Source organism: uncultured Plantibacter sp., assembly GCF_963518075.1.
GTDB classification, from domain to species: Bacteria; Actinomycetota; Actinomycetes; order Actinomycetales; family Microbacteriaceae; genus Plantibacter; species Plantibacter flavus_A.
This window is the reverse complement of the sequence record NZ_CAUQHZ010000006.1, coordinates 172,569-186,542: the sequence shown is the minus strand read 5'-3', so window position 1 is coordinate 186,542 and position 13,974 is coordinate 172,569. Positions and strand designations below refer to the sequence as shown.

Genomic DNA, 13,974 nt, shown 5'->3' with positions numbered 1-13,974 from the left:
CTCGTCGCGCGTCGCCGTCCTCCGAGGCGTCCGCAGGTGGTTCAGACCAGGCTGCGGTACAGCTCCGCCGTCTGGGTGGCGATGCGCGACCAGCTGAAGTCGGACTCCGCGCGTCGGCGACCAGCGGCCCCGTAGGCCCTCGCCTGGGCGGGATCCTGGACGACCTCGGTGAGGGTGGCGGCGAGGTCGGCGACGAAACGCTCCGGGTCGAGCGGGGTGCCGGTGCCGTCGGACGCCTGCGCGAGGGGGACGATCCTCCCGGTCACACCGTCCTGCACGACCTCAGGGATGCCGCCGGTCCCCGTCCCGACCACGGCGGCACCGCAGGCCATCGCCTCGAGGTTGACGATGCCGAGCGGCTCGTAGATCGACGGGCACACGAAGGTCGTGGCGGCGGTGAGGACGGTGCACAGCTCGTGACGCGGGAGCAGCCGTTCGATCCACACGACCCCGGTGCGCTCGCGCTGCAGCTCCTCGACGAGCCCCTTGACCTCGGTGAGGATCTCGGGGGTGTCGGGAGCGCCGGCGCACAGGATGAGCTGCACGTCGGGCGGCAGCAGGCGGGCCGCGCGGAGCAGGTACGGCAGCCCCTTCTGACGGGTGATCCGACCGACGAAGACGACGGAGGGACGGGACGGGACGATGCCGAGCGACCGCAGCAGCTCGTCGTCCACGCGTGGCTGCCAGTCGGTCAGGTCGATGCCGTTGTAGATGACCTGCACCTTGGCCGGGTCGAGGCGCGGATACGACCGCAGGATGTCGCGGCGCATGCCGTCGCTGACCGCCACGACGGCCGCGGCGCCTTCGTAGGCGGACTGCTCGATCCAACTGGACACGCGGTACCCGCCGCCGAGCTGCTCGGCCTTCCACGGCCGGAGCGGCTCCAGACTGTGCGCGGTCACGACGTGCGGGATGCCGTGCAGCAGCGACGCGAGGTGACCGGCACCGTTCGCGTACCAGGTGTGCGAGTGCACGAGGTCGGCTCCGGCGACGTCCTGGGCGATCAGGAGGTCCGTCCCGAGTGTCGTGAGGGCGCCGTTCGCCCCCTGGAGCTCGGCCGGGACACCGTAGGCGACGGTGTCGGCCTCGTCGCGTGGAGCGCCGAAGCAGCGCACGGTCACGTCGATGTCGCTACGGAGGGATTTCACCAGCTCCGACACGTGGACGCCTGCGCCGCCGTAGATCTCCGGCGGGTACTCCTTTGTCACAAGATCAACTCGCATGTCTAGACGCTAGTACAGGTCTCGTCCGGCATCTATTGTGAAGCCATGGCCGCCTCAAAGAAGATCTTCGGAATCGTCCTCGCTGGTGGGGAAGGGAAGCGGTTGATGCCGCTGACCGCAGACCGCGCGAAACCGGCCGTACCGTTCGGCGGGCAGTACCGTCTGATCGATTTCGCGCTGTCGAACCTCATCAACTCCGGACTCACCCAGATCGTCGTCCTCACCCAGTACAAGTCCCACAGCCTCGACCGCCACGTCTCGCAGACCTGGCGGTTGTCCGGCCTGCTCGACTCCTATGTCGCGTCCGTGCCGGCGCAGCAGCGTCTCGGGAAGCGCTGGTTCAGCGGATCCGCCGACGCGATCCTGCAGAGCCTCAACCTGATCCGCGACGAGAAGCCCGACATCGTCGTGGTCGTCGGCGCCGACCACGTCTACCGCATGGACTTCGCGCAGATGATCGAGGCGCACATCGCCTCGGGCAAGAAGGCGACGGTCGCCGCGATCCGTCAGCCCATCTCCCTCGCCGACCAGTTCGGCGTCATCGACGTCGACGCGGACGACCCGACGACCATCGCCCGCTTCCTCGAGAAGCCGCTCGACGCGCCTGGCCTGCCCGACTCCCCCGGTGAAGTGCTCGCCTCGATGGGCAACTACGTCTTCGACGCCGACGCCCTCATGCAGGCGGTCATCGACGACGGCGAGGTGACGAGCTCGAACCACGACATGGGTGGCGACATCGTCCCGTACTTCGTCGATCGCGGCGAGGCGGGCGTCTACGACCTCCAGCGGAACGATGTACCCGGATCGACGGATCGCGATCGCTACTACTGGCGCGACGTGGGGACGATCGAGTCGTTCTACGAAGCCCACCAGGACCTCATCTCGACCCTCCCGATCTTCAACCTGTACAACCGGGACTGGCCGATCTTCAGTTCTCAGCTGAACTCGCCGCCGGCGAAGTTCGTGCGGGACGCGAAGGGCAATCTCGGCCAGACCATCGACTCGATCGTCTCCCTCGGTTCGCTGCTGTCCGGTGCCCACATCGAGCGCAGTGTCCTCGGGCCATGGGCGCTCGTGGAATCCGGCGCCCACGTCTCCGACTCGGTCGTGTTCGACAAGGTCCACATCGAACCGGACGCCGTCGTCAAGCGGGCTATCCTGGACAAGGATGTGGTGGTCACCTCCGGCGCGAGCGTCGGTGTCGACCACGACCGTGACCGCGCTCGCGGCTTCACCGTCACCGAATCCGGTCTCACCGTGGTTGGCAAGGGAGTACGCGTCGTTCCATGAGTACCGAGCGTTCGGCAGTGGCGGATCCAGAAGCAGCACTCCCCCCACAGGCCGGACGAGGCGTCCGGTTCCTCGCGGTCCTCGACGCCGACTCGACGCTCATCGAGAACGAGGTGATCGAGCTCCTCGCCGAGGAGGTCGGCAGCCTCCCCGAGGTCGCCGCCATCACCGAGCGTGCCATGCGCGGTGACCTCGACTTCGCCGACAGCCTCCGGGCCCGGGTCGCGACGCTCGCGGGCCTGCCCGTCGACCGGATCCCGGTGATCGCCGAACGGATCCGGACGACGACCGGCCTGGAGACGCTGATCGGCCGGCTGCATGCGCACGGGTCACGGATCGGTGTCGTGTCCGGCGGGTTCCATGAACTGCTCGACCCGCTCGCCGAGGCACTCGGCCTCGACCATGTGCGGGCGAACTGCCTCGAGACGGCCGACGGTCGGTTGACGGGAGGCCTCAGCGGTCCCATCATCGACGCGGCGGCGAAGGCGGCCGCACTGCAGGAGTGGGCCGACGAGGACGGCGTGCCGTTGGCACGGACGATCGCGATCGGCGACGGAGCCAACGACCTCGAGATGATGGCCGTCGCCGGGCTCTCGGTCGCGTTCAACGCGAAGCCGATCGTCCGCCGCCATGCCGACGTCGTCGCCGGGCGGGTCGACCTCGCCGGCGTCCTCCCGCTCCTCGGGCTCTGATCCGCGCGTCGGGGGTCAGCGCCCGAGTTCGGGTTCTGCTCGGTGCGGTGCTGCCCGGGTCAGTGACCCATGCCGAGGCCGCCGTCGACCGGGATCACGGCGCCGGAGATGTACCCCGCGTCGTCACCGGCGATCCACGTGACGACCTTCGCGACCTCGTTCGCACTCGCGAAACGCGCTGCCGGGATGCTCTTCTTGTACTCGGCCTGGGTCTCGGCGGGCAGTTCGGCGGTCATGTCGGTCTCGATGAACCCCGGGGCGATCACGTTCGCCGTGATCCCACGTGCACCGAGCTCGCGGGTGATGGACCGCGCCATGCCGATGAGGCCGCTCTTCGAGGCCGCGTAGTTGACCTGACCGGCCGACCCGTAGAGGCCCACGACGCTGGAGATGAGCACGATGCGTCCGAAGCGTGCCTTGAGCATGCCCTTGGACGCGCGCTTGACGACGCGGAAGGAGCCGCCGAGGTTCGTGTCGACCACCTGGTCGAAGTCGTCCTCGCTCATCCGCATGAGCAGGGTGTCCTTCGTGATGCCCGCATTCGCGACGAGCACCTCGACCGGCCCGAGCTCCGACTCGATCTCGCTGAACGCCGCGTCGACGGAGGCTGCATCGGTGACGTCCGCGCGGACCGTCAACGTGCCCGCTGGGCCCTCGCCGGATCGAGCGGTGACGGCGACGCGGTGACCCTGCGCGACGAACTCCTCGGCGATGGCGAAGCCGATCCCCCGGTTGCCTCCGGTGACGAGTACGGTGCGTGGTGCGGTCATGGTCGATTCCTCTCCTGCGGCGATACCGGCCGACTCGTGCGGCGGCCGTCGGGGCGCGCGGCGTTCCGGCCGCGGACCCGTACCAGCATATGGGGGTCCTCCGGTTCTCCCGGTGATTTGGGGGCTTCGCCCACCCGCCGAGCGCGTAGGCTGGTCGTGGCATGAAGCAGCAGAGCATCACCTCCCTCCCACCGGCTCCCGAACAGGAGCGCCGGCAGCGGTTCATCAAGTACTCGATCACCATGGGTGTCCGGTTGCTTTGCCTCGCTGCGCTCCCGTTCGTCCAGGGCGGTTGGATGTTCGCGGTCGCGGCCGGTGCCATCTTCCTGCCGTACGTCGCCGTCATCATCGCGAACGCCGGATCGCTGCCGTCGCAGGGGGCCATCGAGCGCCCCACCGGTGTCGTCGTGTCCCAGCGGCCGATCATCGTCGACGACTCGGTTCCGCCTCGTCCCACCGACCAGGCATGATCGGGTTCGGTGCCGAGCCCGACGGCGTGATCTGCTCCCGGGCCGGCTGCCGCGCGGCGGCGAGCTGGCGGATCGAGTGGCGCAATCCGAAGATCCACGCGGAGGACCGCGTGAAGGTCTGGACCGCCTGCGACGAACACGTCGACTTCCTGGAGGCCTTCCTCGAAGCCCGCTCCTTCCCCCTCGAGCGGCGTCCGTTGACATCGGCGGTCGGCTCATGAGCGCGGGTTGGCGGTTCGCCTTCAGCCGCCGTTGGCTCGGCTACCTCGGCGTCGCGATCGTGTTCGCGATCGTGTGCGTCCTGCTCTCCAACTGGCAGCTCGCTCGGGCGAGCGAGAAGGAGGAGGAGGTCCAGCGCATCGAGACCAACTGGGACGCGACCCCGATCCCGCTCGACGAAGCGCTGCCGTCGCTCGACTCGTTCAGCGTGGCCGACGAATGGCACCCGGTGTCGATGAGTGGCACCTACCTGCCTGACGAGCAGCTGCTGGTGCGGAACCGTCCCAGGAACAACCAGGCCGGCTTCAACGTCCTCACGCCGCTCCGACTCGCCGACGGAGACGTGTTCATCGTCGACCGTGGCTGGGTCGCCGCGAACGATTCACTCGAAGCACCCGAGTCGGTCCCGGCGCCTCCGAGCGGAGAGGTCTCGGTCGTCGTCCGCATCCGACCCGGCGAACCGACGCTCCCCGGCCGCGGGGCCGCCGACGGACAGGTGGCCACGATCAACCTCCCGCAGATCGCCGAACTCCGCGGCGAGACGCTCTACTCCGGTGCGTACGGCATGCTCCTCTCGGAGAGCCCGGCGCCGGCCGAAGCGGCGCCGCTCGGTCCGATCAAGCCCGAGCCGAACGAGGGGATGCACCTCTCGTACGCGCTGCAATGGGTGGTCTTCGCGCTGATGGGCTTCATCTTCCTCGCCTATGCCATCCGTCAGGAGTACCGCATCCTGAATTCCGACGACCCGAAGGAGCAACGCCGTGCGGCTGCACGCGCCGAACGGCTCGCCGCGAAGGCACGGTCCGACGCCGACATCGAGGATGAGATCCTCGAAGCGAGTCGCTGACGCGAGTGCGACGAGCCGTCGACGGACGGGGCGTACCCGGCCGGTGATGCTCACGGACCGAGCGCGCTGGCCCGCTGGCGCTAGGCCAGGCTGACGAGGTCCTGGTAGTCCTTGTTCCAGTGGTCCTCGACGCCGTCGGGCAGGATGAGCACCCGCTCGGGGTTGAGCGCCTCGACGGCGCCCTCATCGTGACTCACGAGCACGACGGCACCCTCGTAGTGGGCGAGCGCGTCGAGGATCTCCAGACGGCTGGCCGGGTCGAGGTTGTTGGTCGGTTCGTCCAGGAGGAGCATGTTCGCGCCCGAAACGACGATCATCGCGAGAGCGAGTCTCGTCTTCTCGCCACCGGACAGCACGCCCGCGAGCTTGTTGGAGTCGTCGCCGGTGAAGAGGAACGAGCCGAGGACCTTGCGCGCTTCCATCTCCGTGATGTTCGGCGACGAGGAGACCATGTTCTCGAGCACGCTGCGCTTCACGTCGATCGTCTCGTGCTCCTGCGCGTAGTAGCCGATCCGCAGGCCGTGCCCGGGCTCGAGCTGCCCGGTGTCGGGCTGGTCCACTCCGGCGAGGATCCGCAGCAGGGTCGTCTTGCCCGCACCGTTGAATCCGAGGATGACGACCTTCGAGCCACGGTCGATCGCGAGGTCGACGGCCGTGAAGATCTCGAGCGAGCCGTAGCTCTTCGACAGGTTGCTCGCCATGAGCGGCGTCCGGCCACAGGGCGCCGGGGTCGGGAACCGCAGCTTGGCCACGCGGTCTTGCGCGCGGACCTCCTCGAGCCCGGAGAGCATCCGTTCGGCGCGAGCCACCATCTGGTGGGCTGCGGCCGCCTTGCTGGCCTTCGCACCGAACTTGGCCGCCTGGAGCTGGAGCGCGGTCGCCTTCTTCTCGACGTTGGTGCGCTCCTTCTTCCGGCGCTCCTCGTCGGCCTCGCGCTGACGCTGGTAGTTCTTCCAGTTCATGTTGTAGATGTCGATGACGGTGCGGTTCGCATCGAGGTAGAAGACCCGGTTGACGGTCTCGCCGACGAGCTCGATGTCGTGCGAGATCACGATGAACCCGCCCTTGTACTGCTTGAGGAACTCACGCAGCCAGACGACGGAGTCGGCGTCGAGGTGGTTGGTCGGCTCGTCGAGGATGAGCGTCTCGGCGTCGGAGAAGAGGATGCGCGCGAGTTCGATGCGGCGGCGCTGTCCGCCCGACAGCGTCTTCAGCTGCTGATCGAGGATGCGATCGGGCAGGTTCAGGTTCGACGCGATCGAGGCCGCCTCGGCCTCTGCGGCGTACCCGCCGAGCGCGTTGAACCGGTCGGTGAGGTTGCCGTACTTCTTCATGGCGGCTTCCGCCACCTTCGGGTCGTCGCTCGCCATGGCCATGCTCGACTCGTGCATGCCGAGTGCGAGCTGGCCGAGACCACGCGCATCGAGGATGCGGGTGCGGGCGAGGTCCTCCGGGTTGCCGGAGCGTGGGTCCTGCGGCAGGTACCCGATCTCGCCACCGCGATCGATCTTGCCGTTCGTCGGGAGGGTCTCCCCCGCCAGCGTCTTGGTCAGGGTCGTCTTCCCGGCACCGTTACGGCCGACGAGGCCGATCTTGTCGCCGGCAGACACGCGGAAGTTCACGTGCTCCATGAGCACGCGTGCCCCCACGCGGATCTCGAGGTCGTGCACACTCAGCACAGGCATAGTCCATTTCTTCGGGTGCGTTTCGACAACGCGGAGGGTGGGGGTCAGCCTCCCAGTATAAATCGTGAATCCGATGCTCAGCACCGCGGCCGTTCCGGCAGGGTCCCGGCGCGGCCGGACGTCCGTCAACGCAGGGTGGAGATCCGTCCGACCGCCTCGGTGAGGAGCTCGGGCGAGCAGGCCAGGTTGAGCCGTGCGTGGCCGACGCCTCCGGGCCCGAACGGGGCTCCCTCCTGCAGGGCCACGCGCGCCTCGCGCAGGATGCGCCGCGCCGGGGGCTCCGTCCAACCGAGCCCGGTGCAGTCCAGCCAGGCGAGGTACCCGGCGGCAGGCGGTCGGTAGCCGACCTCGGGCAGCTCGGCACCCAGCAGCTCACCGAGCAGCCGCCGGTTGCCGTCGATCAACGAGAGGAGCCCGTCCAACCAGGGCTCTCCCGACTCGAAGGCGGCGACCGAAGCCAGCACTCCGAACTGGCCCGTCCGCCAGAACACCTCGACCGGCATCCCCGCGACCACGCTCCGCGGTCCGGGTGCGGCGGTGACCATCACCGCGCACTTCAGGCCGGCGAGGTTCCAGGCCTTGCTCGCCGACAGGACGGCGTACCCGTGTTCGGCGGCCTCGTCGGACACGCTGAGGTAGGGGACGAACCGCTCGCCCGGTTGGGTGAGCGGAGCGTGGATCTCATCACTCACGACCGTGACCCCGTAGCGCGCTGCCAGTGCTGCGACCGAGCGGAGTTCGTCGACCGTGTGCGGCCGACCGATCGGGTTGTGCGGGTTGCAGAGGAGGAAGGCCTTCACTCCGTCGCGGAACGCGGCTTCGACACCGTCCAGGTCGAGCCGCCAGCCTCCGGCGGGATCGTCGGCGCGGCTGGACCCGAGCAAGGGGACGTCCACCACGACTCCCCCGGCCTCGGTCACGAGGTCGAAGAACGGCGGGTAGACCGGCGAGGTGATCACCACGCCCTCGCCGGGTGAGATGACGCGACGCAGGATCTCGACGATGCCCATGCTGACGTCGGCGGTGGTGAACACGGAGCCGGGATCCACCTCCCAACCCCAGCGTCGCGCTGCGAAGTCGGCGAACGTCTGTGGGAGCCGTGTGCGGCTCGCGACGTACCCGGCGTCGCCGCGGTCGATGGCCGCGTGTAGGACCTCGCGGACCACGGGTGCCAGCGGGACGTCCATCTCGGCCACGAACATGGGCAGGACGTCGTCGGGGTACTCGGACCACTTCTCGCTCGTCCGGCTGCGCAGGACGTCGAGGGGGTCGGCGGACACGATCTCGGTCATGCGTCGACCCTATCCGGGATCAGCCGGGTGACGCCGCCGGGAACAGGACGACGGACGGCTGCATTGCAGCCGTCCGTCGTCGTGGAGGATCGATCAGATCGAGAAGCCGAGGGCACGCATCATGTCGCGCCCGTCGTCCGTGATGCGCTCCGGGCCCCACGGCGGCATCCACACCCAGTTGATGCGGAAGGCGTCGACGATGCCGTCGAGCGCTTGACCCGTCTGCTCCTCGAGGACGTCCGTGAGCGGACATCCGGCGGAGGTCAGGGTCATGTGGATGATGAGCGCGTCGTTCTCGTCATCCCAACCCAGGTCGTAGATGAGACCGAGGTCGACCACGTTCACCCCGAGCTCGGGGTCCATGACGTCCTTGAGCGCCTCTTCGACCTCGTCGAATCGTTGCGGACTGAGCGTTGTTACCATGTCGTTATCTTAGACCGCTGGCGCGGCTTCAGGCACCTTCCGGGGCGACGACGGCGTCCACGAGGAAACGGTCGTAGCCTTCGTTCTCGAGGCGGTCGGCGAGCTCGGGACCGCCCTGCTCAGCGATCTTGCCGGCGACGAAGACGTGCACGAAGTCCGGCTTGATGTAGCGGAGGATGCGCGTGTAGTGCGTGATGAGCAGGACACCGAGGCCCGTGTTCTCCTTGGCGCGGTTGACGCCCTCGGACACGATCTTGAGGGCGTCGACGTCGAGGCCGGAGTCGGTCTCGTCGAGGACTGCGAACTGCGGCTTCAGCAGCTCGAGCTGGAGGATCTCGTGACGCTTCTTCTCGCCACCGGAGAAGCCCTCGTTGACGTTGCGTTCCGCGAAGGCAGGCTCCATGCGCAGGTTCTTCATCGACTCGCGGACGTCCTTGATCCAGCCGCGGATCGCGGGCGCCTCGCCGTCGACGGCGGTCTTCGCCGTGCGGAGGAAGTTCGTGACCGTGACTCCGGGGATCTCGACGGGGTACTGCATCGCGAGGAAGAGTCCGGCACGGGCGCGCTCGTCGACGCTCATCGCGAGGACGTCCTCGCCGTCCAGCGTGATGGATCCGCTGTCGACGGTGTACTTCGGGTGGCCGGCGATCGTGTACGCGAGCGTGGACTTGCCCGAACCGTTCGGACCCATGATCGCGTGCGTCTCGCCCTTCCGGATGGTGAGGTCGACGCCACGCAGGATCGGCTTGGTGCCCTGCTCGGTTTCGACGCTGACGTGCAGGTCGCGGATTTCGAGGACTGACATGGTGCTAGATCTCTTTCGTTGCGGTCGGGTCGATGTAGATGTCGCCGTCGATGAGCTCGACGGTGTAGACGGGGACCGGCTCGTAGGCCGGAAGGGTGAGCGGCTTGCCCGTCGTGAGCGAGAACTGTGAGCCGTGTGCCCAGCATTCGAGATTGCCGTCCTCGACGAAGCCTTCGGACAGCGAGATGTCGCCGTGGGTGCAGACGTCGCCGATCGCGAACAGTTCGTCCGACGCGTCGCGCACGAGGGCGATCGGCACGCCGTCCACCACGACCCGCTTGGCCTGGTTGACGGCGAGCTCGTCGAACGAGCACACCTTCGTCGCCATCAGTGCTGCGCTCCGCCGGTGCCCTGTCCGTCGGCGCCGAGCAGTTCGGCCTCGATGGCCGCCGAGAGGCGCTCCTGCAGCTCGGTGTCACCGATCTGCTGGATGATCTCCACGAGGAAGCCGCGGACGACGAGTCGTCGTGCCTCGTCCTCAGGGATGCCTCGAGCCTGCAGGTAGAAGAGCTGCTCGTCGTCGAAGCGTCCGGTCGCGCTCGCGTGACCGGCACCGGCGATGTCGCCGGTCTCGATCTCGAGGTTCGGCACGGAGTCGGCACGGGTGCCGTCGGAGAGGACCAGGTTGCGGTTCTGCTCGTAGCTGTCGGTGCCGACGGCACGGTTGCTGATGAGGACGTCGCCGATCCACACGGACCGCGCACCCTCGCCCTGCAGTGCGCCCTTGTAGGTCACGCGCCCGCGGGTGTTCGGTGCGTCGTGGTGCATGTAGACCTGCTGCTCGAGGTGCTGACCCGCGTCGGAGAAGTACACGCCGAGCGAGTCGAGGTCCGAGCCCTGACCGGCGAGGTGCAGGGTCGGGTTCACCCGGACGACCTTGCCGCCGAGCGACACCACGACGTGCTTGAGGTGGGCGTCACGACCGATGGACGCGAAGTGGCTGGCGAGGTGCACGGCGTCGTCGTCCCACCACTGCACGGTCACGACGGTCACGTCGGCCTGCTCGCCGACGACGATCTCGACGTTCTCGGTGAGTCGAGCGTCGCCCGCGTTCTCGATGATGACGAGGCCGCGGCTGAACGGCGCGGCGGTGATGACGGTGTGCGCAGCGCGGGCGCCGTCGCCGAGTCCGCTCCGCTCGAGGCGCAGGGTCTTGGACTCCTCACCCGTGACCGAGATCGCCAGTGCCTGGTCGAAGCTCGACCAGGCGTTCGCGGAGGCGCGCTCCTCCGGCACGCCGGCGGAGCCGACGCGCGCGTCGTCGCGACTGATCCACTCGACGCTGAATCCGTCGACGTCGTCGTGCGTGATCGGGGTGGGAGAGCCGTCGAGCTCCCCCGCGGTGAGGTCGGTGAACTGCGCGACCGGGCTGAGCTTCCAGACCGCCTCGCGTCCCGTCACCGCTGGGAAGTCGGCGACATCATAGGAGCTGAAGCGCTCCGAACGGGTCTGCACCGGGATGACGCGTCCTGCGCCGTCGCTGTGAGCCGTGATGCCGTGCTGTCCTTCGGTCTGAGTCGGTGCTGCAGTCGTCATTAACCGACGGATCCTTCCATGCCCATCTCGATGAGCTTGTTGAGTTCGAGTGCGTACTCCATGGGCAGTTCGCGTGCGATCGGCTCGATGAAGCCGCGGACGATCATCGCCATGGCCTCGTCCTCCGGCATGCCGCGGCTCATGAGGTAGAAGAGCTGCTCCTCGCTGACCTTGGACACCGTCGCCTCGTGTCCGAGCTGGACGTCGTCCACACGGATGTCGATCGCCGGGTACGTGTCGCTCCGGGAGATGGTGTCGACCAGGAGCGCGTCGCAGCGCACGGTGTTGGCCGAGTGATGGGCGTTGGCGTCCACCCGGACCTCGCCGCGGTAGCCCGCGCGTCCGCCGCCTCGGGCGATCGACTTGGAGACGATGGACGACTGCGTGTACGGAGCCATGTGGATCATCTTCGCGCCGGCGTCCTGGTGCTGGCCGGGACCGGCGAAGGCGACGGACAGTGTCTCGCCCTTGGCGTGCTCGCCCATGAGGTAGATGGACGGGTACTTCATCGTGACCTTGGATCCGATGTTGCCGTCGATCCACTCCATGGTCGCTCCTTCGGCGGCCGTGGCGCGCTTCGTGACCAGGTTGTAGACGTTGTTCGACCAGTTCTGGATCGTCGTGTAGCGGACGCGGGCGTTCTTCTTGACGATGATCTCGACGACCGCGGAGTGCAGCGAGTCCGACTTGTAGATCGGCGCGGTGCAGCCCTCGATGTAGTGCACGTAGCTGCCCTCGTCGGCGATGATCAGCGTGCGCTCGAACTGACCCATGTTCTCGGTGTTGATCCGGAAGTAGGCCTGCAGCGGGATCTCGACGTGGACGCCGGGCGGCACGTAGACGAAGGAGCCACCCGACCATACGGCGGTGTTCAGCGCGGCGAACTTGTTGTCGCCGGACGGGATGACCGTGCCGAAGTACTCCTCGAAGAACTCGGGGTGCTCGCGCAACGCGGTGTCGGTGTCCATGAAGATGACACCCTGCGCCTCGAGCTCCTCGTTGATCTGGTGGTAGACCACCTCGGACTCGTACTGCGCGGCGACGCCGGAGACGAGGCGCTGGCGCTCCGCCTCGGGGATGCCGAGCTTCTCGTAGGTGTTCTTGATGTCGTCCGGCAGGTCCTCCCAGGTCTGAGCCTGCTTCTCGGTGGACCGGACGAAGTACTTGATGTTCTCGAAGTCGATCTCGGAGAGGTCGGCGCCCCACGTCGGCATGGGCTTGCGCTCGAACAGCTGCAGGGCCTTGAGGCGGCGCTGCAGCATCCAGTCCGGTTCGCTCTTCAGTGCGGAGATGTCGGCAACGACCTCCGTGGAGATGCCGCGGCGCGCTGAAGCGCCGGCGACGTCGCCGTCGTGCCATCCGAACTCGTATTGGCCGAGTCCGGCGAGCTCCGGGCGATCGATCAGGATGTCTGACATGTGTCCCTCTTTCCTCCCTGGAGACAACCACCGGCTGGAGGTCGTCATTCCCTCCCATGGCACGCGCCTGATCGGAGCGGATTGGGGAGGGGATGTGCGGGCGGCTTCTTCGCGAACCTACAATGTTCATGAACCATGGCGCTTCTCGCGCGCACCGTGAACCTCATAATCCTACAGCTTCCTGTGGGTTGTGGGTGAGGACGGTGGATACCGCAGCCGTGGCCACCGCGAACCGAAGGATCGACCCGTGTCACACCACTCCAAGACCGCCGGTCGACCGACGCCGGCACCGTCCCTTCCCGACCGGGTGCGTGCCACCCGGTTCTGGCAGTGGTTGCCGACGACGATCGACAAGCGCGTGCGTGTCGTCGCCTGGCTCTCCTTCGCCTTCCAGCTCGTCCTCATCGGGACCGGGGGCGCCGTCCGCCTGACGGCCTCCGGGCTCGGATGCCCGACGTGGCCGCGCTGCACGGACGACTCCTTCGTCAACACGCCGGAGATGGGCATCCACGGGTTCATCGAGTTCGGCAACCGCCTCCTCACCTTCGTCCTCGCGGCCATCGTGATCGCCGCGTTCCTCGCGGTGATCCGTATGCGTCGGCAGCGCCCCGACCTCTTCCGGCTGACCCTGCTCCAGGGACTGTCGATCCCTGCGCAGGCGGTCCTCGGTGGCATCACGGTCCTCACCGGGCTGAACCCGTACGTGGTCGGGCTGCACTTCGTCATCTCCATCGTCCTGGTCGCCCTCGCGACAATGCTCGTCCATCGGGTCTACCGCGGTCCCCGTGGCGCGGTGAAGGTCATGCCCGGCTGGTACCTCGGCGTCGTCCACCTGACGAGCCTCTTCGTCGCCGTCACCGTCGTGTTCGGCATTCTGACGACGGGCTCGGGCCCGCACGCCGGCGACAACTCGAAGGAGGTGCCGGCGCCGCGCAACGGGTTCGACCCCGAGTTCCTCCAGCACCTCCACAGCTGGCCCGCCTACGCGACGCTCGCCGGCACCATCGTGCTGCTCGTCGGCGTGATCGCGCTCGGCGCCCGCCGCGGGTCTCGCGGGGTGCGCACCGCGGTCTCGACCCTGCTGGCGGTCGAAGTGGTGCAGATCATCGTGGGGCTCACCCAGGCCCGCCTCGGACTCCCCGAGGTGCTCGTGGGGCTGCACATGGTGCTCGCCGGGTTGCTCGTCGCCGCGATGACCTGGGTCGTGCTGCAGCAGCGGATCCCGGTCCGGACCACGTCACGCGTCGAGGAGTCGGCATCCCTCAGCGTCTCCCGCTGATGGCTCAGTTTCGCTCCTGCTGACG

Annotated in this window: 15 protein-coding genes; 6 read left to right on the top strand and 9 right to left on the bottom strand. The window is 67.9% G+C overall.

Annotated features, from left to right (window positions below):
- Nucleotides 1-41: 41 nt before the first annotated feature.
- A complete protein-coding gene (gene glgA, locus RWN05_RS09710) occupies nucleotides 42-1,223 on the bottom strand; it encodes a glycogen synthase (protein ID WP_314139386.1) in 1,182 nt (393 codons plus the stop codon).
- A 45-nt stretch (nucleotides 1,224-1,268) separates the two neighbouring features.
- Between glgA and RWN05_RS09705 the strand changes: the two genes are divergently transcribed.
- Both RWN05_RS09705 and serB read left to right on the top strand, forming a co-directional pair.
- Nucleotides 1,269-2,513, top strand: coding sequence for a glucose-1-phosphate adenylyltransferase (locus RWN05_RS09705; RefSeq protein WP_064296946.1), 1,245 nt, complete (start codon nucleotides 1,269-1,271; stop codon nucleotides 2,511-2,513).
- A gap of 17 nt (nucleotides 2,514-2,530) precedes the next feature.
- Nucleotides 2,531-3,205, top strand: a complete 675-nt coding sequence (serB, locus tag RWN05_RS09700; protein ID WP_314139384.1) for a phosphoserine phosphatase SerB — start codon at nucleotides 2,531-2,533, stop codon at nucleotides 3,203-3,205.
- A 59-nt stretch (nucleotides 3,206-3,264) separates the two neighbouring features.
- Here serB and fabG read toward each other — a convergent pair whose 3' ends face one another.
- On the bottom strand, nucleotides 3,265-3,975 hold the full coding sequence (fabG, locus tag RWN05_RS09695) for a 3-oxoacyl-ACP reductase FabG (RefSeq protein ID WP_064296944.1): 711 nt from the start codon (nucleotides 3,973-3,975) through the stop codon (nucleotides 3,265-3,267).
- 161 nt (nucleotides 3,976-4,136) lie between these two features.
- Between fabG and RWN05_RS09690 the strand changes: the two genes are divergently transcribed.
- The 3 genes from RWN05_RS09690 to RWN05_RS09680 are packed head-to-tail and all read left to right on the top strand — an operon-like array spanning nucleotide 4,137 to nucleotide 5,511.
- The gene (locus tag RWN05_RS09690) at nucleotides 4,137-4,445 is read left to right on the top strand and encodes a DUF3099 domain-containing protein (RefSeq protein WP_064296943.1); all 309 of its coding nucleotides are present in this window, start codon (nucleotides 4,137-4,139) and stop codon (nucleotides 4,443-4,445) included.
- Complete coding sequence (locus RWN05_RS09685; protein ID WP_064296942.1) at nucleotides 4,442-4,666, top strand: hypothetical protein; 225 nt, start codon at nucleotides 4,442-4,444, stop codon at nucleotides 4,664-4,666. The genes RWN05_RS09690 and RWN05_RS09685 overlap by 4 nt, the downstream gene beginning before the upstream one ends.
- Nucleotides 4,663-5,511 (top strand): SURF1 family protein, encoded by an 849-nt coding sequence (locus tag RWN05_RS09680; protein ID WP_071260209.1) that lies wholly within the window; start codon nucleotides 4,663-4,665, stop codon nucleotides 5,509-5,511. Before RWN05_RS09685 ends, RWN05_RS09680 begins: the two co-directional genes overlap by 4 nt.
- Before the next feature lie 80 nt (nucleotides 5,512-5,591).
- On the opposite strand, the gene abc-f is transcribed toward RWN05_RS09680, so the two are convergent.
- The 7 genes from abc-f to sufB form a co-directional block, all read right to left on the bottom strand.
- Entirely contained in the window at nucleotides 5,592-7,190 is a 1,599-nt protein-coding gene (gene abc-f, locus RWN05_RS09675; RefSeq protein WP_056005615.1) for a ribosomal protection-like ABC-F family protein, read from the bottom strand.
- A 131-nt stretch (nucleotides 7,191-7,321) separates the two neighbouring features.
- A complete protein-coding gene (locus RWN05_RS09670) occupies nucleotides 7,322-8,488 on the bottom strand; it encodes an aminotransferase class I/II-fold pyridoxal phosphate-dependent enzyme (RefSeq protein ID WP_314139383.1) in 1,167 nt (388 codons plus the stop codon).
- A gap of 93 nt (nucleotides 8,489-8,581) precedes the next feature.
- Nucleotides 8,582-8,911 (bottom strand): metal-sulfur cluster assembly factor, encoded by a 330-nt coding sequence (locus RWN05_RS09665; protein ID WP_056005622.1) that lies wholly within the window; start codon nucleotides 8,909-8,911, stop codon nucleotides 8,582-8,584.
- 28 nt (nucleotides 8,912-8,939) lie between these two features.
- Nucleotides 8,940-9,716, bottom strand: coding sequence for a Fe-S cluster assembly ATPase SufC (gene sufC / locus RWN05_RS09660; RefSeq protein WP_079002531.1), 777 nt, complete (start codon nucleotides 9,714-9,716; stop codon nucleotides 8,940-8,942).
- Nucleotides 9,717-9,720: 4 nt separating this feature from the next.
- Complete coding sequence (locus tag RWN05_RS09655; RefSeq protein WP_064296937.1) at nucleotides 9,721-10,044, bottom strand: non-heme iron oxygenase ferredoxin subunit; 324 nt, start codon at nucleotides 10,042-10,044, stop codon at nucleotides 9,721-9,723.
- Nucleotides 10,044-11,252 carry a Fe-S cluster assembly protein SufD gene (gene sufD / locus RWN05_RS09650; RefSeq protein WP_314139381.1) on the bottom strand — a complete coding sequence of 403 codons (1,209 nt, stop codon included), beginning with the start codon at nucleotides 11,250-11,252 and terminating at the stop codon, nucleotides 10,044-10,046. Before sufD ends, RWN05_RS09655 begins: the two co-directional genes overlap by 1 nt.
- Complete coding sequence (sufB, locus tag RWN05_RS09645; RefSeq protein WP_056005633.1) at nucleotides 11,252-12,670, bottom strand: Fe-S cluster assembly protein SufB; 1,419 nt, start codon at nucleotides 12,668-12,670, stop codon at nucleotides 11,252-11,254. The genes sufD and sufB overlap by 1 nt, the downstream gene beginning before the upstream one ends.
- A gap of 307 nt (nucleotides 12,671-12,977) precedes the next feature.
- Here sufB and RWN05_RS09640 point away from each other — a divergent pair, with 307 nt between their 5' ends.
- Entirely contained in the window at nucleotides 12,978-13,949 is a 972-nt protein-coding gene (locus RWN05_RS09640; RefSeq protein ID WP_079003931.1) for a heme A synthase, read from the top strand.
- Nucleotides 13,950-13,974 lie beyond the last annotated feature (25 nt).